Raw genomic sequence first — 19794 nt, 5'->3', positions numbered from 1 at the left:
CACGCCAGGTCGGCTAGCCCAGCTGGCGGCGCAGTTCGCGGCGCGCTATCGACATCAGGTGCACCTCGTCGGGGCCGTCGGCTATGCGCAGGCCGCGCAAGCCTGCGAACATACGCGCCAGGGGCGTGTCGTCGCTGACACCGGCGGCGCCGTACACCTGGATCGCCCGGTCTACGACACTGGTGGCCATACGCATCACCTGCACCTTTATGGCCGACATGTGAGGCGCGGCCGCCTTGTCACCCTTGGTGTCCATCAGCCAGGCGGTGTGCAGCACCGACAGACGGCAGGCGTCGATGTCCATCCGCGACTCGGCGATCCAGTCGCCCACGTTGGCACGACTCGACACCTTGGCCCCAAAGGTCTCACGGCTGTCGGCACGCTTGCACATCAGCTCCAGAGCCTGTTCGGCCAGCCCGATGGTGCGCATGCAGTGTTGAACGCGCGCTGGGCCCAGGCGGGCCTGACCAACCGCAAAGCCACCGCCGACATCGCCCACGATGTCGTCGTCGCCGACGCGCACGCCGTCGAACTCGAGCTCGCAATGGCCGTCGGTGTCGAGATAGCCGAACTTGGGGAGGTTGCGCACCACGGTCAGCCCCTGTGCGTCGCGGGGCACGATGAACACCGTGTGGCGGCTGTGACGCCCGTCGGGCGACTCACCGGCCGTAACGGTGTTGGTCATGGTCATCAGATATGCGCAGTTCGGATGCAGCACACCGCTGATCCACCACTTGCGGCCGGTGAGTCGCCAGCCGTCTCCGTCGCGCTCGGCGACCATCGCCATGTTGGAGGCATCCGAAGAGGCGACCTGGGGTTCGGTCATGGCGAATGCCGACCTGATCTGGCCTGCGAGCTGGGGCAACAGCCATCGCTCGCGCTGTTCGGACGAGCCATAGGCGATGAGGGCGTCACCGTTTATCGAAGACGGCGCGTCGGTGTTGGTGGCCTCCTGGGCCAGCCTCGACCGACCGAGCCGTTCGGCCAGGGTGCATATTCGACCGAGCTGAGGCCGGGACCGTACTGCGGGTGCCTCACGTTGAGGTTCCACAGCCCGGCCTCCATCGCCTTGCGCTTCAGCTCCTCGACTGCCGTGGGCTGGGCGGCCGGTGCCGCTTGGCGGGCCTGCTCGACCTCGTCTTCGCGCGGCACCACCTCGTCGGCGATGAACGCTTCGAGGCGTTCGAGGTAGTCGTGCGACCGTGCCGTGTTCTCGAAATCCATGATCTCGGCTCTTTCTGGTTGTCGGCAGGTATGCCTGGTTCAGCGCTGGGTGCCCGTGCGCAGCTCGCGGAAGGGCACGTCTTTGTCGACTGCGGGCTCGCGTGGCAAGCCCAGGGCCTTTTCGCCCAGCGTGTTCTTCTGGATCTCGTCGGTGCCGCCACCCAGGCGCATGCCCCGACAGTTCAGGATCTGGAAGGCATACCAGTCGGGGTCGACGTCGCCGTCACTCCAGGCGACACCACCGGCAAACTGCAAACGGGCGGCCGTGTCGGCTGCCGCGAGCCCTTGAATCGATCTCCACAGCTTGCCGATCGATGGGTGGGTGCCCCGCTGGCGCAGGTAGCCGATGATCTGCTCGCCGGTGTAAAGCCGGGCCAGCTCCTGGCGCACCGTGGGATCTTGTGAACGCCCTTGCTGGCGGGCGAGCTCCATGAGCGTCTGTATCCGGATGGGCACGCGGCCGGTCTTGGATCTCGAGTTGGGGTCGCTGAGCGTCGACGAGACACCGGTCTGAACGCGCTCGTGCGCCAGCAGCGCCGTGCCCATCCGCCAGCCGTCGTTGACGTCGCCGACGACCCAGTCTCGGGGCACCCGCGCCTCGTCGATGAACACCTCGTTGAACTCGGCGTGGCCGGTCATCTGCTTCAGCGGGCGAACGGTGACACCCTCTTGGCGCATGTCGATGACCAGCATCGAGATGCCCCGGTGCTTGGGCTGGTCGGGATCGGTGCGCGCCAGCAAGATGGCGACGTCGGCGTCCATGGCACCAGACGTCCAGACCTTCTGGCCGCTTATGACCCATTCGTCGCCGTCGAGCACCGCTCGCGTCGACAGCGAGGCCAGGTCAGACCCGGCGCCGGGTTCGCTGTAGAGCTGGCACCAGATCTCCTCGCCGCGCAGACCCGGCTTCAGGAACCGCTGCTTCAAGGCCTCGCTGCCGTGGTCGCGGACGGTGGGCAGCGCCATTCCGATGCCGATGCCGTACGCGCCTTCTTCGGTGGGTACTCGGCCTGCGCTCAGCTCGGTATAGGCAGCCTTGAACTGCGCCCCCAGACCCAGACCTCCGTATTCGACGGGATAGTCGATGCCGGCCAGGCCCGCGTCGTACAGGGCTGCGCGCCAGGTCTTCGCCCTGGCCACCCGCCCCTGTACGCCATCGAGTGCGCTAGGCAGAACTTCGTCAAAGAACGAGTTGATGCGTGAGCGGAATTCGTCGAGTGTCACATCGGCCATCGTCGAATGATGGCACCCCGACCCGCGGACTACCTACCCGAGCTTCAGCGGAGTTCGTGCAGGAACGTTCCGGCCCAGCGGTGGACGTCGTGTGAGTGCAGGCGGCTGCGCATGGCGTCCATGCGTCGCCGCTTGTCTTCGGCCGGCGCATTGATGGCGTCCAGCAGCACCCGCTTGAGCCCATCGAGGTCGAAGGGGTTGCACAGGTATGCGTCGGTGAATTCGACGGCGGTACCCGCGAACTCCGACAGCACCAGCGCTCCCCTGCCCGACGTCTGTGCCGCCACATATTCCTTGGCGACCAGGTTCATGCCGTCGCGGTACGGGGTCACCAGCATCACGTCGGCGGCGACGTACATGGTCAGCAGCTCGTCGAACGGGAAGTTCTGGTGCAGGTAGTGCACCACCGGGGTGCCCATCGTGGCGAAGTCGCCGTTGATCACCGACACCAAGCGCTCGATGCGCTCGCGCATCTCGGCGTAGCCCCGCACGTCGTCGCGGCTGGGGGTCGCCACCTGTATCAGCGCTACGTCGCCCGCATCGAGGTCACCATCGGCCAACAACTCGTGCAGCGCTCGGAGCCGAACGTCTATGCCCTTGGTGTAGTCGAGGCGATCCACGCCCAGCAGCAGTGTCTTGGGGCTGCCGACCTGCACCCAGAGGTCGGCCGCGGCGGCGATGATGTCGGGCTCGCGCGATTTGACCTCGATGCTCTCGACGTCGATCGAGATGGGGAACGCTCCCACCGTGACCTCACGACCCTCCCAGTCGAGGGTCGCATTGTCGTCCTCGAGGAAGGTTCCTGGGGTATCGAGCATCCGACGACATACCGACAAGAACAGCTGGGCGTCTTCGGGGGTTTGGAAGCCGACGATGTCGGCGCCCAGCAGACCTTCGGCGATCTGGGTGCGCCACGGCAGGCGCTGGAACAGCTCGGCCGGAGGAAACGGGATGTGCAGAAAGAACCCGATGCGCACGTCGGGTCTGGCATCGCGAACCATCTTCGGCACCAACTGCAGTTGATAGTCGTGAACCCACAAGGTGCCGCCCTCGGCGGTGGTTTCGATGGCGCGACGGGCGAATGCCGCATTGACTCGACGGTACGCGTCCCACCAATGACGGTGGTACTGCGTGCTGAGTGCGCCCGAGTGATAAAGCGGCCAGATCGTTCCGTTCGAGAACCCCTCGTAGTAGTCGTCGATCTGGTCCTGCGACAGCGAGATCGGGTCTAGGTACAGCCCGTCGTGCTCGAATGGTTCGATGCTGCTGGGTGTGTCTGGATCGGCGGCCTCGCCGGACCATCCGATCCACGAACTGGACCGCTTGCGCATCACCGGGATGAGCGCAGTAACGAGCCCACCGGGGCTGAGGGTCCAGCCGCCCTGATCGTCGCGTCGGACGGGAAGACGATTGGCTGCGATCACGAACTCGTGAACATGTGCCACGCAGCCATGGTAACCGCCTGACCGACTCGACCGGAGATCGTCCGAGGTGCTACGAAAGCACCCGATGGAATCTGACCAGTGGCTACAGGGCGTACGAGTCCTCGACTTCACCCAATATCTCGCCGGCCCGGCGTGTACCCGGATGTTGGCCGAATTGGGCGCCGAGGTGATCAAGGTCGAGCAGCCGCCCTACGGCGACCCCAACAGGGGCGGGCGCCCGAGGCTCAACCGCAGGGCCGGCAACCACATCCAGCAGAACAGGCTGAAGAAGAGCCTCTGCGTCGACCTGTCGACCGACGACGGTGTGCGGCTGATTCGCGAGCTGGTGCCGCACTGCGACATCGTCGTCGAGAACTTCTCGAAGGGTGTCCTCGATCGCCGAGGCCTCGGCTACGACGACCTGCGCCGTATCAAGCCCGACGTCATCATGGCCTCGATCACCGGCTTCGGGCACACCGGTCCGCTGGCCGAGCGGCCGGGTTTCGAGTTCATCGCTCAGGCGATGACCGGGGTCATGCACCTGACCGGTGAGGCCGACGGCCCGCCCATGTTTGTAGGCATCGGCATGGCCGACACCAACGCAGGAGTGCATGCGTGGGGAGCAATCGGGCACGCCCTGTTTCGGCGCGAACGCACCGGCAAGGGCACCCATTTGGACATCTCGTTGGTCGACTGCCTGTTCCAGATGCACGAGACGGCCGTCTACGCCGAGTCGATGACCGACGGCCAGTTCGAGGCCATGCGCCGCGGTCGCCACTATGAGCCCATCTCGCCGGCGGGCGCCTTCCAGGGCCCCGAGGGATGGATCGTGGTCTTCTGCGCCGAGAACCAGGTCCGCAACCTGTTCGCGGCGATGGGCATGCCTGAGCTCGCCGACGACGAGCGATTCAAGGGCAACCCGGCGCGCATCGCCAACCGCGACGCTCTCACCGACATCATCGAAGAGTGGATGTCGCGGTTCGAGACTGACCAGCAGGTCATGGCCTCCCTCGAGGCGCACCGCGTGCCCTGCGGACCCGTTCTGAGCGTGTGGGAGGCCATGCACCATCCGCATCTGGTCGAGCGGGCGACGGTGCGCACGGTCGCCGACCCGCTGGCCGGGCCGGTCTCGGTGCCCGGCTTCCCGATACGCACAGTCGACCCCGCAGACCTTGCGGTCGCCGAAGGCGTGGCGCCGGCGCTGGGACAGCACAACACCGACGTACTGGGTGGCATCTTGGGTAAGCCGGCCGCCGAGCTCGAAGCCCTGGAAGCCGACGGGGTTATAGCTTCGAAGGATCGCTGACGGTCGGCGACGGCCGGCTAGGGGGAACAATGCAGGTAGTAGTGCTGGGCGCAGGATCGTGGGGAACCACCGTGGCTTCTATCGCTGCGCGGCGTTGCCCCACCTTGTTGTGGGCCCGCGACGAAACGGTTGCCGACGAGATCAACCGCGACCACACCAACAGCCGCTACCTCGACGGGTTCACGTTGCCGCGGCGCCTCGAGGCCAGCGCCGACCTGGGAGACGCGGTCAGGCGAGCGGACGTGTTGGTGGTGGGCATCCCATCGTCTTCGTTTCGCAGCGTGTTGGAGACCGCCTCGGACTTCTTGCGACCATGGGTGCCGGTGGTCAGCCTCACCAAGGGCTTCGAGCGCGACTCAAACCGCCGCATGACCGAGGTGATCAACGACGTAATGCCCGGGCATCCGGCCGCGGCACTCACCGGCCCCAACCTGGCCCGCGAAATCATGGCCAGACAGGCGGCGGCCGCCGTGGTGGCCACCTCTGACCTGTCGGTGGCAGCAAGGCTCCAGGACATCTTCAGCACCACGATGTTCAGGGTCTACCGCAACCACGATGTCGTTGGCTGCGAGCTGGGCGGGGCGCTGAAGAACGTCATCGCCATCGCCACGGGTATGGCCGATGGGCTGGGCGTTGGCGACAACACCAAGGCCATGGTCATGACCAGAGGGCTCGCCGAGCTGACCCGCCTGGGCGTGGCCCTGGGTGGCGAGCCTGCGACGTTCTCCGGCCTGGCCGGCATGGGCGACCTGATCGCAACCTGCATGAGCCCCCACAGCCGCAACCGTCACGTCGGCGAGCAGCTGGGGCTGGGACGCAGCCTGCAGGAGATCCTCGACGACATGCACATGGTCGCCGAGGGCGTCAGAACCACGGCCACTGTCGCGAAGATGGCGGGCGATCTGGGAATGACCTTGCCTGTCAGCGATGCGATCCACCAGGTGATCGAGGGCAATATCGGCCCCGCGGAGGCCTATCGAGGTCTCACTCCCGCAGCCCACGAAAGCGACGAGGGCTGACACGCGTGCCTGCCAGCCGCTAGCCGGCTCAGAGGTCGTCGAACTTGCTTTGCATGCGCGCCATCGAGCTGAGCGACCTGACCGCCACGCTCATGCCCGCCAGATCGAGGCGCCCGGCCGAGCGGATCTCTTCCAGCACGGCCTGGAATCGCGTCACGGAGCCGCTGTGGCTTTGTGACCAGGCCTCGACAGCACCGGCCGCATCCAGCGAGCCATCGTGACCCGCCATCCAACGCACCACCGCTGCCGTCAGCTCAGCGTGCTCGCGGTAGACGTCGTCGCGCAGGGTGCCTCGGGCCAGTGTCAGCCAGTGGTCGTCGCGCGGCAGGTCAGCGATATGTTTGCGCAGCCACACCAGCTCGAACGCTGCTTCGAGCTCGGCTGCAACCGACGCCACCACACGCAGGTCGGCGCCGGTCTGGCGACCGACCTCTGAAAGCTCGAGAAAGCCGAACGCACGGTCCAGCTCGTCGAGGTCGGCTTGAAGACCCGAGGGCATGCCGGTCTGGTCTACGGCCACATCGAGCTGGTGGGCGATACGCGCCCACCGCTCGCGGTTGGCCTGTTCGACCATCTCGAACAGCGCCGCCACCGGAGCCTCGTAAGTCTCGACAACTTCATCGACGTCGATGGGCAACGGCTCGTGGCGCAACAGCCACCGCGTAGCCCTCTCGCCCAGGCGCTTGATCTCGAGCTTCAGTGCTGTCTGAACCGCGGGCTCTACGATTCCGTCGAGGGCCCTGACCTGCTCGAAGCGCGCTTCCAGGTCGAATATACGCAGCGCCGCAGCGTGTGCCCGCGCGATGTCTGGCACCGACGCCGACGTCTCCTCGGTCAGCCGGTGCACCATCGAGATACCGCCGAGGTTGACCAGGACGTTTGACACCAGCGTGGCCGTCAGCTCTCGACGCAGCGCATGGGCGTTGATCAACGCCCCGAACCGCTCGACCACGTCTCGCGGGAAGTACGCGTCGAGCAGCGGCTCGAAGGCAACCTCGTCCACCAGCGAAGATGCCACCAGATCTTCGGTGAGGCTGTTCTTGACGTAGGCCAACAGCACCGCAAGCTCGGGGCGGGTGAGCCCCTTGCCTGCCTCTCGCCGCCGGGCGAGTTCGCCGTCGGTGGGCAGCGCTTCGAGCTGTCGGTCCAGCGATGCACGTTCTTCGAGCCAGTGCAACAGGCGCTGGTGAACGTCGACCATGCCGCCGGCGATGGCTTCGGCCAGGGTCAGAGTTTCGTTCTGGGACGAGTTGTTCTCGAGAACGTGGTCGCACACCTCGACCGCCAGCGAAGCCAGGAACGTGGCCCGCTCGGGCACATCGATCAGCTGCTTGGCTATCGCGTCGGCCAGGAGGATCTTGAGGTTCACCTCGTGGTCCGAGCAGTCGACACCCGCAGAGTTGTCGATCGCGTCGGTGTTTATTCGGCCACCGGCCGACGCGAACTCGATGCGGCCTCGCTGGGTGACCCCCAGGTTTCCACCTTCGGCGAACACACGGCATCGCAGCTGGGCGCCATCGACCCGCAGCGCATCGTTGCTGCGGTCGCCGACATCGACATTCAGCTCGCCAGAGGCTTTGACATACGTCCCGATCCCGCCGTTCCAGACCAGATCTACCGGTGCCTGCAAGATCCGCGAGATCAGCTCGGTGGGAGGCAGGGCGGTCACGTCTTCGATGCCGAGGACCTTGCGCACCTGGTCGGACAGCTCGATCGACTTGGCCGAGCGGCTGAAGACCCCTCCTCCTTCGGAGATGAGCTGGCGGTCGTAGTCGGCCCACGACGAACGCGGCAGCTCGAACAACCGTTGCCGTTCGTCGAAGGCTTCTGGCGGTGGGTTGGGGTCGAGGAAGATGTCGCGATGGTCGAACGCGGCCACCAGCCTGATGGCGCGGCTGCGCTGCATACCGTTGCCAAAGACGTCACCCGACATGTCGCCGATGCCCACCACCGTCAGCGGGGTCTGGCCGACGTCGTGCCCCAGCTGTTCGAAATGGTGCTGCACCGACACCCGCGCCTCTGGCGGTGATGGCCAGGGCCTTGTGGTCGTAGCCGACCGAACCCCCCGAGGCGAACGCGTCACCCAGCCAAAAGCCGCGCTCGACGGCGATCGCATTCGCAATGTCCGAGAAGGTGGCCGTGCCCTTGTCGGCTGCGACCACCAGGTAGGGATCGTCTCCGTCGAGCCGGCGAACGTGCTCGGGCGCAACGACTTGGCCGTCGACCAGGTTGTCGGTGACATCGAGCAGACCCGAGATGAACAACTTGTAGCAGCCGACGACCTCGTCGTTGATGGCGTTGCGGTCGCCGCCCGCAGGAAGTCGCCGTGCGACGAAACCACCCTTGGCGCCTACGGGCACTATCACCGAGTTCTTGACCGACTGGGCCTTCATAAGGCCCAGAACCTCGGTGCGATAGTCCTCGTAGCGCTCTGACCAGCGCAAGCCACCGCGTGCCACCGGGCCGGCCCTGAGGTGCACACCCTCGACCCTGGGCGCGTAGACGAAGATCTCTGCGTGCGGAACCGGCTTGGGCATCACTTCGATGCGATGCGGATCGAGCTTGAAGGCCAACGCATCGTGACGGGCCCACGCGTTGGTGCGCACGGTCGCGCCCACCAGCGACACCATCGCCCTCAGTATGCGGTCGGCGTCCAGGCTGGAGACCTCGTCGATGAGGCCCGCCAACTCACCTTCGAGTTCGCTGGTGAGAGCATCGTCGAACTGTTCGGGGTCGAAGCGCGCCGAGAAGTAGTCGACCAGCACCGAAACGATCTGGGGGTGAGCGACCAGGGTCTCGATGACGTAGGGCACCGAATACGAGCCGCGCAGCTGAACGAAGTAGCGCGCATAGGCCCTCACCACCGCGACCTCGCGCCAGGTCAGACCGGCCCCAACGACCAGCGTGGCCAGTCGGTCGCTCTCGGCATCGCCTCGCCATATGGCCAACAGGGTGTCGCGAAGGCGAGCCTGATCGTCGGGCTTCAGCACCGTACCGAAGTCGAGACCCAACTCGTAGATGTGTCCCAGCACGTGGGTATCGGTGGCGATGTTGTGGGGTCGTTCGTCCAAGACGACGGCGCCCAGGTCTTGCAGCATCGGTATCAGGCGGGTCAGGGTGGTGGCCCCTCCCGTGCGGTACAGGTGGCACTGAACCATGTGGGCGATGGTGGTGAACCTGACGTCGACATCGTCAGGACCCAACGCCAGTAGCCGCTCGAGGTCGTCCACTGCGCGCCGGGGCGACACCGCGGCGCGATACCCGGTCGGGAAGGCACCCGCGTACTGGGCGTATACCGCCGGGCCGTCGTCTGGACCATGCACATCGAGCGCTGCGGCCCTGAAGCCGTCTTCCCAAGTACGGATCAGATCGGTCAGCATCGACTCGATCGCGTCGATCGACGGGTCCGAGCGGGCCGCGGCGGGTGGTCGGTGGATGATCATGTGGATGCGCGCCAGGGGTGCATCGGAGATCTCGGTGGAGAACGTGGTGTGGGTTCCCTGGTATGCGTCCATGAGCGCCCGCTGGAACGCCAAACGCACGTCGGTCGAGTACCGATTGGTCGGGGCGAAGATCAACAGCGACAAGAACCGCCCGAACGCGTCCTTTCTGAGCACCACGTTGACCGACCGACGGTCTCTGATCTCGACGATCTGGGCGACCATGTGGTCGAGTTCCTCGACGTCCATCTGGAAAAGCTCGTCGCGGGGATAGGTGTTGAGGGCGTTCATCAGCCGGCTGCGATTGTGCGATGGACCCTCCAGGCCCGATCGCCTGATGATCTCCTCGACTTTTCCCCTGATCACTGGGACGGTCGACACCGCCTTGTTGTAGACGTCGGCGGTATACAGGCCGATGAAGCGACGCTCGCCCGTGACGCGGCCCGCGGGATCGATCTCTTTGACCCCCACGTAATCGAGCGGCGAGGCCCGGTGAACTGTGGAGGTCGTGTTGGCCTTGGTCAGGTTGGCCACGATCGGTCGGCGTGCCATGGCCGCCAGCTCTGGCGGATCGTGCAGCTCGCGCACCGGATTGGTCGGCTCGCCGGCCATGACACCGAGCCCAGTACCGGGCCTGGCCACCAGCCGCTCGCCGTCGATGAGGTCGTACTCGCGATAGCCGATGAAGGTGAACGACCCGTCGGCCATGAACCGCAGCAGCTCGGCGATCTCGTCGGCTCCGTGACCTATCGATCGCTCGAATCGGGCGTGGCCGGCATCGGCTTCTGCAGCCCAGCCGTCGAGTTCGCGAGCGATGCGGCGAGCCGTTTCGACCATGGCCGGCCAGCCCTCGACAGCGCTGCGAACGTCACCGACCACCGACTCGACCGCTGCGGCCAGTTCTGCCAAGCCCACCTCGCCCGACACCCTGTCGATGTGGAGGTGCACGAACGAATCGATCTCAGCAGCTGCTGGCGCCTGCTGTGGATCGGTCACCGAGGTGATCGCGGGGCCGTCGCGTTCGACCGCCGCCACCGGATGGGCCAGTAGGTCGACCACCAAGCCCATCGAGTCGAGCAGGGCCAGCACCGAGTCGACGATGAAAGGCATGTCGCTGGACACGATGTCGACCACGGTCGAGTCGAGGTGCCAACCGTCGGTATCGATGCACGGGTTGTAGACCCGAACCGCGATATCGCCGACCTGGCGCCCCAGCGCCAAGCTCCACAGCTGTCTGGCCGCTCCGAAGAGCTGGCCGGCATCCAGCCCCGATAGTTCGTCTGGCGAAACCTCGGCGTAGAGCCCGCGCACGAGCCTGGCCGCCTCTACCCCCGTTACCGTGACCGCTGCCTCGGCAGCGACCTTGGCCGCCGCGTCAAGCAGCGCCCGCTTGGCCTGCTCAGTCGCCACGAACTGCGAGGGTACTGCGGACGTCAGTCGGTGCCGTGGACCCGCACCAAACCGGCGGACGGGTCGAGGTCGACGATGGCTCCGTCGGGAATCGACGTCAGCGCGTCACGCACTCCGATTACCGCGGGCAGCCCCAGCTCGCGTGACAACACTGCGGCATGGCAAACGGGGCCGCCCTCCGCTGTGACGAGTCCACCAACCATAGACAGAACGAGGTTGTACGCGGGGCTCGTCGTCAGGGTCACCAGCACGTCGCCGGGTTGCAGACGCTCGAGCGCCTGCTCGGCGCTGGTTGCAACGACTGCGCGGCCTGTGAACGGCAACGTTCCGATGCCCAGACCGGTCAGTGACGGGCGTACATCGTCGGCCTGGCCGGCGCCCATGCCCATCTCCTCGACCGTCGTAGCCACCACCGACACCAACTCGGCCATCGCAGGCGGCAATGCATCGAGCGGTGGCGCCACGGCGGGCGGGCCAAGAGACCTGGGAGGGTCCAGATCCTTCTGAGCTCGCCGGATCGCCGCGCGAGCTGCCAGCTCCGAAGGCTTGGGCCCTGATACCTCCGATCCAGATGCCAACGCCTCCAGCGCTTCGATCGCCTCGTCCAGAGTGAACTCGAGCACGTGTTCGGCCAATTCGAGGTGGCCCGCGCTATGCAACCTCTGCCCCGTCTCGACCAGCGCCCGGCGCAGCAGGCCGGTCGGCCACTCGACCGTTATCGGGCCCTGGGCGTCGCGCATGCCCATAGCGGCCCTGGCGTCGGCCACAAGATCGTCGAACTCGTCCCTGTCGGCCTGGGGCACTCGCTCGCGCAGGCCGTCGATGGCCGCCATGTGATCCACGGTGCGTTGACGCAGCTCGCCCCTGAGGATCGTCGTGGCCAGCACGTTGGGCGTTTCGGCCATGGTCACGGCATCGAGGTCGTAGCCCGTATACAAGACCCACCCATGGCGTTCCATATAGCGGTCGATCGCTTGCTCGATGTCGGGCGAAAGCGCACGCAGGGCGTCCAGATCGGCCGGCAAGGAACCCAGGTCGGCTCCGGTTGCCTCGATGGCGGCTCGGATGCCGGCGACCTCCTCGACGGGGCCCGCAGTGTGAGGAGACGCTCCAGACAGCGTCTGCACCACCTCGGCCGCGGTTATCCCCCACTTCGAGCACCCGGCGGCAAGCCGGCCTACCGGGCCCAGGTCGTAGCCGTGGAGCCTGTGATGCTCGAAGTACATTCGCGCCGTGTGCAGATGTACCTCGGCCAGGTGGCGGGCCAGCGCCGAATCGTCCAAGTCGGCGGGCACCACGGCCTGGAAACCCAGGTTCATGGCGGTATAACGCCCCGACAGGTCGTCGAACCACTCGTCGACAACCGCCTTCCAAGGACGCTCGGAAAGAGTCTTGGCCGCGGCCGCCTCGCGCCTTCGAAACTCGGGATGCGAGCGCGCCAGCGCCCTGACCGCCCACGCCGGGGGCGGTTTCGAGCTGTTCGACTTGGCGCCAACCAGCGGCTCCTGGCGCGTGTACGCAAAGCCGTTCACCCACCGGAACCGGATCGCTCGCAGCGGCACTCCGAAGGTCTCGAACAACTGCTCGTATGCACTCTCGACACCGTCGGCCATCAGGTCCTGCATCATCGGTGTCGTGCCACCGTCGTAGTGCGACTTGTCGAGATCCCAGTGACCCGCGCCGGGTGGAGTGAATTCGAACATGGGCCAGTGTCGCACCCCACTGCTTTGCTTTCCAGATGGCATACCAAGAACGGCCAGTCGTCGGACAACCGCACCCGCTAGAGCTCCGCGGTCTCTTGACCTTCCTCATCCACGCCCGCGGAGGGGTAACGACCATCGCCGACCTCGTCGACGAGTTGGACGCCGCCGGAGTCAAGACCGCTCGCCCTGCCAGCCAGCAGATCTCCGACTCGTTGCGTGCCGAGGTCAGCCGCGGCCGCGTCGTGCGCGTCGCCCGCGGGCGCTACCGACCGGGCCACATACCGCGCACGACGCGACAACGAATCGACGCTCGGGCCAGACGAGCACTCATCATCGGGGCTCAGGCGCGCTCTGCCGAGATGGTACGCGACCCACAATCGGTGCTCGGGCCCACACCGACCGCCGCCGAGGTCGAGCAGTTCAACTCGTTGCGCCTCGAAGACGACCTCTCACACCGCAAGCTCAGCGAAACACAGGCCGCCGCTCGCCGGGCGTTTCTGATTCGGTTGAACCGAGGCTGCTGAGGCCCAGGTTGGTTGCTGCCCGCATCTTTGCGGGAGTCCACCGGTTCGCCGACCAGAAGATGACGCCCCGGTGCCCAACTCCGCGAGTTTGTCGCAAAGATGCGGGCAGCGACTGGGGTGTCGATGCTCGGGTATCAGGCGGTGCGGATCCGGTCGAGGATGGTGGCCACCACTACGGCCGCACATTCGTCGATGGTGTCCTGGGTGGTGTCTATCCGCAGCTCCGGGTTCGCCGGCGCCTCATAGGGCGCAGAGATGCCCGAGAACTCGGGGATCTCGCCGGCCCGGGCCTTCTTGTAAAGACCCTTGACGTCGCGGGTTTCGCACACCTCCAAAGGGGTGTCGACGAAGACCTCGACGAAACCGCCATCGGGATGTAGATCTCTGACCCCATCACGATCGCGCTGGTACGGCGAGATGAACGAGCTGAGCACGACTACGCCCGCGTCTGTCATCAGGCGGCAGACCTCGCCGATGCGGCGAATGTTCTCTTCACGATCCTCGGGCGAGAACCCGAGGTCTCTGTTGAGTCCGAATCTCACGTTGTCGCCGTCGAGCACATAGGCGAGAACGCCGGCGGAGACCAGGGCCTCCTCGACGGCGAAGGCCAAGGTCGACTTTCCAGAGCCCGACAGCCCGGTGAACCAAACCGTCAGGGCCGAGTGACCGAGCAGGTTCGCCCGTGCGGCCTCGCCCAGCCGTCCCTCGGCCCGAACGATGTTCTTCGAGACGGGTTCGTTCACTTGTCTCCCTCGGACAGCGGGGCTGCCGACAGCAGGCCGCGCTCGTCCAGCAGTGCAAAGACCCGCCTCACGCAGGTATCGATGTCGTCGACGCTGGTGTCGAGCACCAGGTCGGCGTCGGCGGGACGATCGTAGGTCGCCGAGACACCAGGGAACTGTGGAATCTCGCCACGATCGGCTGCCTCGTAGAGGCCGCTGTCGTCTCGTTCGCGGCACACCTCGAGGGGTGTGTCCAGGAACACCTCGACGAACCGGTCATCGCCGATGAGTTCTTTGGCCCTGGCCCTGACATCGGCCTTGGGCGCGACCAGCGAGGCGATCGCGATGAGGCCCTGGTTGTTGACCAACCTGGCCACCTCGGCCGTGCGGCGGACATTCTCGGACCGCTCCTGAGCCGAGAATCCGAGGTCGCGAGAGATACCCAGGCGCATGTTCGAGCCTGACAGGCGCACGATGGCACGCCCCCGGTCGAACATGGTGCGCTCGAGAGCCTTGCCCAGGGTCGACTTGCCGGCGCCGGTCAGGCCGGTGATGAAGATCGTGCACGGGCGCTGGCCATAGCGGATCGAGCGCTCCATGCCCGAGACCTCAGAGACCTCACGGGTGAGGCGAGCATCGGCCTGGCGATCCCAAGCCCCGGCCGCCGCCCGAATCATTCCTGCGCCCACGGTGGCGTTCGTAAGCCGATCGATCACGATGAACGAGCCGGTCTGGCGATTCACGTGATACGGATCGAACAACAACTCGGTATCGGCAGACAACGTAACCCGAGCTATGTCGTTGAGTTCGAGGGAATCGGCAGGGTTCTTCTCAAGGGTGTTGATGTCGACCCGCTCGTGGATGGATGTCACGCGGGCGTTCACTCTGCGATTGCCCTGCTGAACGATGTATTCCTTCGCCGACTCGAGCGGCACCTCGGACATCCACACGAGCATCGTGTCGACATTGTTCGACCGCTGCAGCGGGTGTGCCTGGTCTACGAGCACGTCACCCCTGGAGATGTCGACCTCTTCTGTGGTGGTGATTGTCACCGCCTGTCCGGGGCCCGCGACGTCCAGATCGCCATCGAAGGTCACGATGCGATCGACCGTGGTCTTGATGCCCGAGGGCTGGACCCTGATCTCGTCTCCGGGGCGAACCAGCCCAGAGGCGATCGTGCCCGCGTAACCCCTGAAATCGAGGTTGGGCCGAGAAACCATCTGCACCGGGAAACGCAGCCGTTCGAGGTCGCGACCCGACTGCACGTCGACGTTCTCGAGGTACGACATCATGGTCGGACCGTCGTACCACCCGAGATTCTCGCCGGCATCGACCACGTTGTCGCCCAGCAGCGCCGACATCGGCAGGAACGTGGGGTTGTGGATGCCGAGCTGGTCGGCGATACCCATGTAGTCGTTGACGATCTCGTCGAAACGCTCCTGGGAGTAGTCGACGAGGTCCATCTTGTTGATCGCCACAGCAACATGCTCGATGCCGAGCAACGAGGCGATGTAGCTGTGGCGCTTGGTCTGGGCCATCACCCCGTGCCGGGCATCGATCAGGATCACGGCCAGGTCACACGTCGAAGCGCCTGTGACCATGTTGCGGGTGTACTGCTCGTGGCCCGGTGTGTCGGCGATGATGAACTTGCGCTTGGCGGTGGAGAAGTAGCGATAGGCCACGTCGATGGTGATGCCCTGCTCGCGCTCGGCCTTGAGACCGTCGGTCAGCAGTGCGAGGTCGAGGTGCTCGCCGGCGTTTCCGACCTGCTCGCTGTCCTTCTGGAGAGCGGCCAGCTGGTCTTCGTACACCATCTTCGAGTCGTGCAGCAGCCGACCGATCAGGGTCGACTTGCCGTCGTCGACAGACCCGCAGGTCAAGAACCTCAACAGATCCTTGCGTTCGTGCTCGGCCAGGTAGGCGTCGATGTCTGTGGCGATGAGGTCTGACTGATGGCTCATTAGAAGTACCCCTCGCGCTTCTTTTCTTCCATGGACCCGGACTGGTCGTAGTCGATCACCCGACCCTCGCGTTCGGAGCGGGTGGCCAGGAGCATTTCCTGGATGATCTCGGGCAGGGTGTCTGCTGTGGACTCGACCGCACCAGAGAGCGGATAGCAGCCCAGGGTACGGAAACGAATCGAGCGCATCTCGGGCTCTTCACCGTCTTCGAAGCGGAATCGATCGTCGTCGATCATGATGATGACGCCGTCTCGTTCGACCACCGGACGCGGGGCCGAGTAGTACAACGGGACGATCTCGATGTCTTCGAGCAAGATGTACTGCCAGATGTCGAGTTCGGTCCAGTTCGACAGCGGGAACACGCGGATCGACTCGCCCTTGTGCACCCGGCCGTTGTACTGGTTCCACAACTCGGGCCGCTGGTTCTTGGGGTCCCAGCGGTGGAACTTGTCGCGGAAACTGAAGACACGCTCCTTGGCCCGGCTCTTCTCCTCGTCACGCCGGGCGCCACCGAACGCAGCGTCGTACCCGCCGGCGTCGAGGGCCTGCTTGAGGGCCTGGGTCTTCATGATGTCGGTGTAGTTCTTGGAGCCGTGATCGAAGGGGTTGATGCCCTGTTCGAGGCCCTCCTGGTTGGTCCAGCTGATGAGCTCGAAGCCCATCTCCTTGGCCATCCGGTCACGGAACTCGATCATCTCCCTGAACTTCCACGTCGTGTTGACGTGCAACAGGGGGAACGGCAACTTGCCGGGGAAGAAGGCCTTGCGGGCCAGATGCAGCATCACGGACGAGTCCTTGCCGATGCTGTAGAGCATGACCGGGTTCTCGAACTGCGCCACGACCTCGCGCATGATGTAGATCGCTTCGGCTTCGAGTTGCTTCAGATGTGTGAGCCGTTCGAGACCGAGGTCATCGACAGACGCGTGTTGGGTGGAGGCAGCCATCATCACTCTCTCTCAGTCGACGCTTGTGTAGCGCGCGTTTAGGCCGAAGCGGCCGCGAAGAGACGAAATTCTGCGAAATACCCCCGCAGGTCACCCTGCCTGGTTGCTGGCGACCTCGATCGGCGGCATCACCGCCCGCCCTCGACGGGCAGACAGCTGCTCGAGAAGCAGCGACACGCTCATCGCCGCTATGGCGATGACACCCATGATGACCATCGTGTTGGGGAGACCTATGGCCTCAGCCAGCATGCCAAGCGGCAGGCCAGCCATGCCGAACCCGGCGAACGACAGCTGCATCAATGACTGCACACGCCCTTGGTGCGACTCGGCCGACTCGCCGATGGCGATGCTGCCTGCCAGCGACTGGAAGCCCGTCGTCGCCCCGCCGATGAAGAAGATGACCACAAGCGACAGGGTCAGACTTGGAGCCGCACCCAGCAACATGACGCCCAAACCGAACCCGAACCCCGACACGGTGAACCAGCGTCCGGCCTTGGGCGAGTCGGCGATGGCGGCCACCGGGATGGCGATCAGGACTGCGCCGATCGAGCTGGCCGTGCTGGCGATGCCCACCCAGATGTCGTCCTTGTCGAACACGCCCTCGATGAGCGCCGGCAGGAACGACACGTACGGGAAAGCGATCATCACCACGACGAACATCGTCAACAGGAGCCGCGAGAGCTTGGGAACCGATGCGACGTAACGCACTCCCTCGACGATGTCGCCCAGCGGGCTCTTGTCGGACGCACCCGAAGGTTCAGGGTCGGGCAACTGCCAAACCATCAAGAAGCTGCTGACAGCGAACGTCGCGCTGACCAGGTAAGCACCGCCGATTCCGAACAGCGCTATGCCTGCGAGGAATCCGGCGAAGCTGGGAGCCACCACCCGCGTGGCGTTCATGCCCAGCATCGAAAGCGAAATTGCGTTGCCGATGCGGTCGCGTCCGACAAGTTGAGCAGCGAAGGTCACCCGGGCTGGGCCCGTGAGACCAAACATCACACCCTGGATGACGCTGGAAAGGGGCAGCATCCAAAATGCCGCAACATCGAACAGAACCACAGCGCCCATGAACACCGCGACGGCCGCCAGGATGGCCTGGCCCCACAACAACAGGGTGCGCTTGCGAAGGCGATCGGAGGCCACTCCGCCAAGCGGTGTGGCGAACAGCATCGCCAACCCGAACGCGAAGTACACGATGCCCAGCGCGCCTTCGCTCTCGGTCAGGTCCCACGCCAGCAGACCTCGCAGCAGGAACTGCATCTGCACCGACATGAACGACAGCAGGCTGCCTACCCACAGAACCCGGTAGGTCGGAATCGACAGCGAAGCGAACGACGCTCCGAAACGCCCACCGCTCGACTCTCCAGATTCTCCGTGCGGGCCATCGGCCGCGCGGATCATTTCGTCTTCGTTCGTACCTTCGGACTCACCGTTGCGCATAGTTCGATCCTCTAACCTATCGCGGCCAAGTCGTGGATACCGCCCTGGGCGGCGTATCTTCTTGCCGTGGCCTCCGACCGCTACCTGTCATTCACCCGTTCGCAGTGGGCGGCCCTACGGGCCAACACCCCCGTGACGTTGTCTGGCGACGACATCGACCGCCTGTCTGGCCTGAACGATCCCGTCGACCTGGTCGAGGTCGAAATGATCCACCTGCCGGTCAGCCGTCTGCTGAACCTGGAACACACGGCCAACTCGGCGCTGCGCGACGCCACCAGCGAGTTCCTGGGCGCCCCGGTTCCGGCGGTTCCGTACGTGATCGGAGTCGCCGGCAGCGTGGCTGTTGGCAAGAGCACGTTCGCCAGGGTGCTGCGAGCACTGCTGGCTCGCTGGCCAGAACACCCCAGGGTCGAACTGGTCACCACCGACGGATTTCTGCACCCCAACGCCGTTCTGCAGCAGCGCGGCCTGATGGAGCGCAAGGGATTTCCCGAGAGCTACGACACCGGGTCTCTGCTGTCGTTTCTTCAGGCGGTCAAGAGCGGCGTCGCCCACCTCGAGGTGCCCACCTACAGCCACGTCGTCTATGACGTGCTGCCGGATAGGCGCGAGACGATCGACGACCCCGACATCGTCATCGTCGAGGGGCTCAACGTCTTGCAGGTGGGCACCGATTCGACAGACTTCGTCAGCGACTATTTCGACTTCTCGATCTATCTCGACGCCGACGAAGACGACATCCAGGAGTGGTACATCGACCGCTTCCTGACCCTTCGCGAAACCGTGTTTCGCGACCCCGACAGCTACTTCGCCAAGTACGCCGCACTGACCGACGACGAAGCACGCGCCACAGCCACGTCGATATGGGACCGCATCAACGGCATCAACTTGCGCGAGCACATAGCCCCGACGCGCGAGCGGGCGTCGCTGATCCTGCACAAAGCCCCGGACCATCGCATCGACGAGGTCCGACTACTGCGCCGGTGAGGCGCTTGGTTCCGAAAGGTCACTGGATGTCTCGCAAGCAACCCAAACGCAAGCCCAGCCTCGACTGCCCGTGTGGCAGTGGGGACAAATTCAACGACTGCTGTGGCCCCCTGCTGCGACGCCAAGCCGAGGCCGAGACCGCCGAGCAACTGATGCGCTCGCGATACTCCGCGTTCGTGAAGCGCAACGGTGGGTACCTGATGTATTGCTGGCACCCCGATTCGCGCCCCGAGAAGGTTGGCCAGCTGCCCACCGAGGGCTGGGCGCCGCTGGAGATCCTGTCGACGGCCGCAGGTGGGCCCGACGACGACTACGGCACGGTCGAGTTCCGAACGGCATATATCCACGCCGACCACGACCATCCCGTTCACGAGGTCGCGCGCTTCGAGCGCCACGAAGGTCGTTGGGTGTACGCGGGAGGCACCGCCGGCTGAAGAGGCGGAGGCTGAGGCAGCCG

The 19794-nt window shown here is 65.3% G+C and carries 14 protein-coding genes and 1 pseudogene; 5 read left to right on the top strand and 10 right to left on the bottom strand.

Features of this window, described 5'->3' with window-relative positions; all coding sequences use genetic code 11:
- Positions 1-13: 13 nt before the first annotated feature.
- Genes R2770_04710 through R2770_04695 form a run of 4 tightly spaced genes read right to left on the bottom strand, consistent with a single transcriptional unit; the run spans position 14 to position 3902 of the window.
- A complete protein-coding gene (locus tag R2770_04710) occupies positions 14-865 on the bottom strand; it encodes an acyl-CoA dehydrogenase family protein (protein MEZ5279751.1) in 852 nt (283 codons plus the stop codon).
- Positions 866-918: 53 nt separating this feature from the next.
- On the bottom strand, positions 919-1224 hold the full coding sequence (locus tag R2770_04705; protein MEZ5279750.1) for an acyl-CoA dehydrogenase family protein: 306 nt from the start codon (positions 1222-1224) through the stop codon (positions 919-921).
- Between the two features lie 39 nt (positions 1225-1263).
- The gene (locus R2770_04700; protein ID MEZ5279749.1) at positions 1264-2457 is read right to left on the bottom strand and encodes an acyl-CoA dehydrogenase family protein; all 1194 of its coding nucleotides are present in this window, start codon (positions 2455-2457) and stop codon (positions 1264-1266) included.
- Between the two features lie 44 nt (positions 2458-2501).
- On the bottom strand, positions 2502-3902 hold the full coding sequence (locus tag R2770_04695; GenBank protein MEZ5279748.1) for a trehalose-6-phosphate synthase: 1401 nt from the start codon (positions 3900-3902) through the stop codon (positions 2502-2504).
- A gap of 64 nt (positions 3903-3966) precedes the next feature.
- Between R2770_04695 and R2770_04690 the strand changes: the two genes are divergently transcribed.
- Positions 3967-5187, top strand: a complete 1221-nt coding sequence (locus R2770_04690) for a CoA transferase (GenBank protein MEZ5279747.1) — start codon at positions 3967-3969, stop codon at positions 5185-5187.
- Between the two features lie 29 nt (positions 5188-5216).
- Complete coding sequence (locus R2770_04685) at positions 5217-6206, top strand: NAD(P)H-dependent glycerol-3-phosphate dehydrogenase (GenBank protein MEZ5279746.1); 990 nt, start codon at positions 5217-5219, stop codon at positions 6204-6206.
- Between the two features lie 28 nt (positions 6207-6234).
- On the opposite strand, the pseudogene R2770_04680 reads toward R2770_04685, so the two are convergent.
- Both R2770_04680 and R2770_04675 read right to left on the bottom strand, forming a co-directional pair.
- Positions 6235-10780, bottom strand: a pseudogene (locus R2770_04680) (NAD-glutamate dehydrogenase).
- A gap of 299 nt (positions 10781-11079) precedes the next feature.
- The gene (locus R2770_04675) at positions 11080-12759 is read right to left on the bottom strand and encodes a PEP-utilizing enzyme (protein ID MEZ5279745.1); all 1680 of its coding nucleotides are present in this window, start codon (positions 12757-12759) and stop codon (positions 11080-11082) included.
- A gap of 35 nt (positions 12760-12794) precedes the next feature.
- Between R2770_04675 and R2770_04670 the strand changes: the two genes are divergently transcribed.
- A complete protein-coding gene (locus R2770_04670; GenBank protein MEZ5279744.1) occupies positions 12795-13283 on the top strand; it encodes a hypothetical protein in 489 nt (162 codons plus the stop codon).
- Positions 13284-13417: 134 nt separating this feature from the next.
- Here R2770_04670 and cysC read toward each other — a convergent pair whose 3' ends face one another.
- The 4 genes from cysC to R2770_04650 form a co-directional block, all read right to left on the bottom strand.
- The gene (gene cysC, locus R2770_04665; protein ID MEZ5279743.1) at positions 13418-14026 is read right to left on the bottom strand and encodes an adenylyl-sulfate kinase; all 609 of its coding nucleotides are present in this window, start codon (positions 14024-14026) and stop codon (positions 13418-13420) included.
- A complete protein-coding gene (cysN, locus tag R2770_04660) occupies positions 14023-15966 on the bottom strand; it encodes a sulfate adenylyltransferase subunit CysN (protein MEZ5279742.1) in 1944 nt (647 codons plus the stop codon). The genes cysC and cysN overlap by 4 nt, the downstream gene beginning before the upstream one ends.
- Positions 15966-16910, bottom strand: coding sequence for a sulfate adenylyltransferase subunit CysD (cysD, locus tag R2770_04655; GenBank protein ID MEZ5279741.1), 945 nt, complete (start codon positions 16908-16910; stop codon positions 15966-15968). The genes cysN and cysD overlap by 1 nt, the downstream gene beginning before the upstream one ends.
- A gap of 90 nt (positions 16911-17000) precedes the next feature.
- Complete coding sequence (locus tag R2770_04650) at positions 17001-18350, bottom strand: MFS transporter (protein ID MEZ5279740.1); 1350 nt, start codon at positions 18348-18350, stop codon at positions 17001-17003.
- A 66-nt stretch (positions 18351-18416) separates the two neighbouring features.
- On the opposite strand from R2770_04650, the gene coaA reads away from it, so the two are divergent.
- Together coaA and R2770_04640 are read left to right on the top strand one after the other, a co-directional pair.
- Entirely contained in the window at positions 18417-19337 is a 921-nt protein-coding gene (gene coaA / locus R2770_04645) for a type I pantothenate kinase (protein ID MEZ5279739.1), read from the top strand.
- Between the two features lie 26 nt (positions 19338-19363).
- On the top strand, positions 19364-19771 hold the full coding sequence (locus tag R2770_04640; protein ID MEZ5279738.1) for a YchJ family metal-binding protein: 408 nt from the start codon (positions 19364-19366) through the stop codon (positions 19769-19771).
- Positions 19772-19794: the final 23 nt, after the last annotated feature.

The sequence above is a fragment of the Acidimicrobiales bacterium genome, assembly GCA_041394185.1.
Classification (GTDB): Bacteria; Actinomycetota; Acidimicrobiia; order Acidimicrobiales; family Poriferisodalaceae; genus JAAETH01.
The sequence above is the reverse complement of the archived record's forward strand: the minus strand, read 5'-3'. Positions and strand labels throughout refer to the sequence as shown.

Excerpts from the sequence above, each read along its gene's own strand:
- R2770_04705 (MEZ5279750.1), bottom strand. The coding sequence starts at position 1,224 with ATGGATTTCGAGAACACGGCACGGTCGCACGACTACCTCGAACGCCTC.
- R2770_04700 (MEZ5279749.1), bottom strand. The coding sequence starts at position 2,457 with ATGGCCGATGTGACACTCGACGAATTCCGCTCACGCATCAACTCGTTC.
- R2770_04690 (MEZ5279747.1), top strand. The coding sequence starts at position 3,967 with ATGGAATCTGACCAGTGGCTACAGGGCGTACGAGTCCTCGACTTCACC.
- R2770_04685 (MEZ5279746.1), top strand. The coding sequence starts at position 5,217 with ATGCAGGTAGTAGTGCTGGGCGCAGGATCGTGGGGAACCACCGTGGCT.
- R2770_04675 (MEZ5279745.1), bottom strand. The coding sequence starts at position 12,759 with ATGTTCGAATTCACTCCACCCGGCGCGGGTCACTGGGATCTCGACAAG.
- R2770_04670 (MEZ5279744.1), top strand. The coding sequence starts at position 12,795 with ATGGCATACCAAGAACGGCCAGTCGTCGGACAACCGCACCCGCTAGAG.
- cysN (MEZ5279742.1), bottom strand. The coding sequence starts at position 15,966 with ATGAGCCATCAGTCAGACCTCATCGCCACAGACATCGACGCCTACCTG.
- cysD (MEZ5279741.1), bottom strand. The coding sequence starts at position 16,910 with ATGGCTGCCTCCACCCAACACGCGTCTGTCGATGACCTCGGTCTCGAA.
- R2770_04650 (MEZ5279740.1), bottom strand. The coding sequence starts at position 18,350 with ATGCGCAACGGTGAGTCCGAAGGTACGAACGAAGACGAAATGATCCGC.
- R2770_04640 (MEZ5279738.1), top strand. The coding sequence starts at position 19,364 with ATGTCTCGCAAGCAACCCAAACGCAAGCCCAGCCTCGACTGCCCGTGT.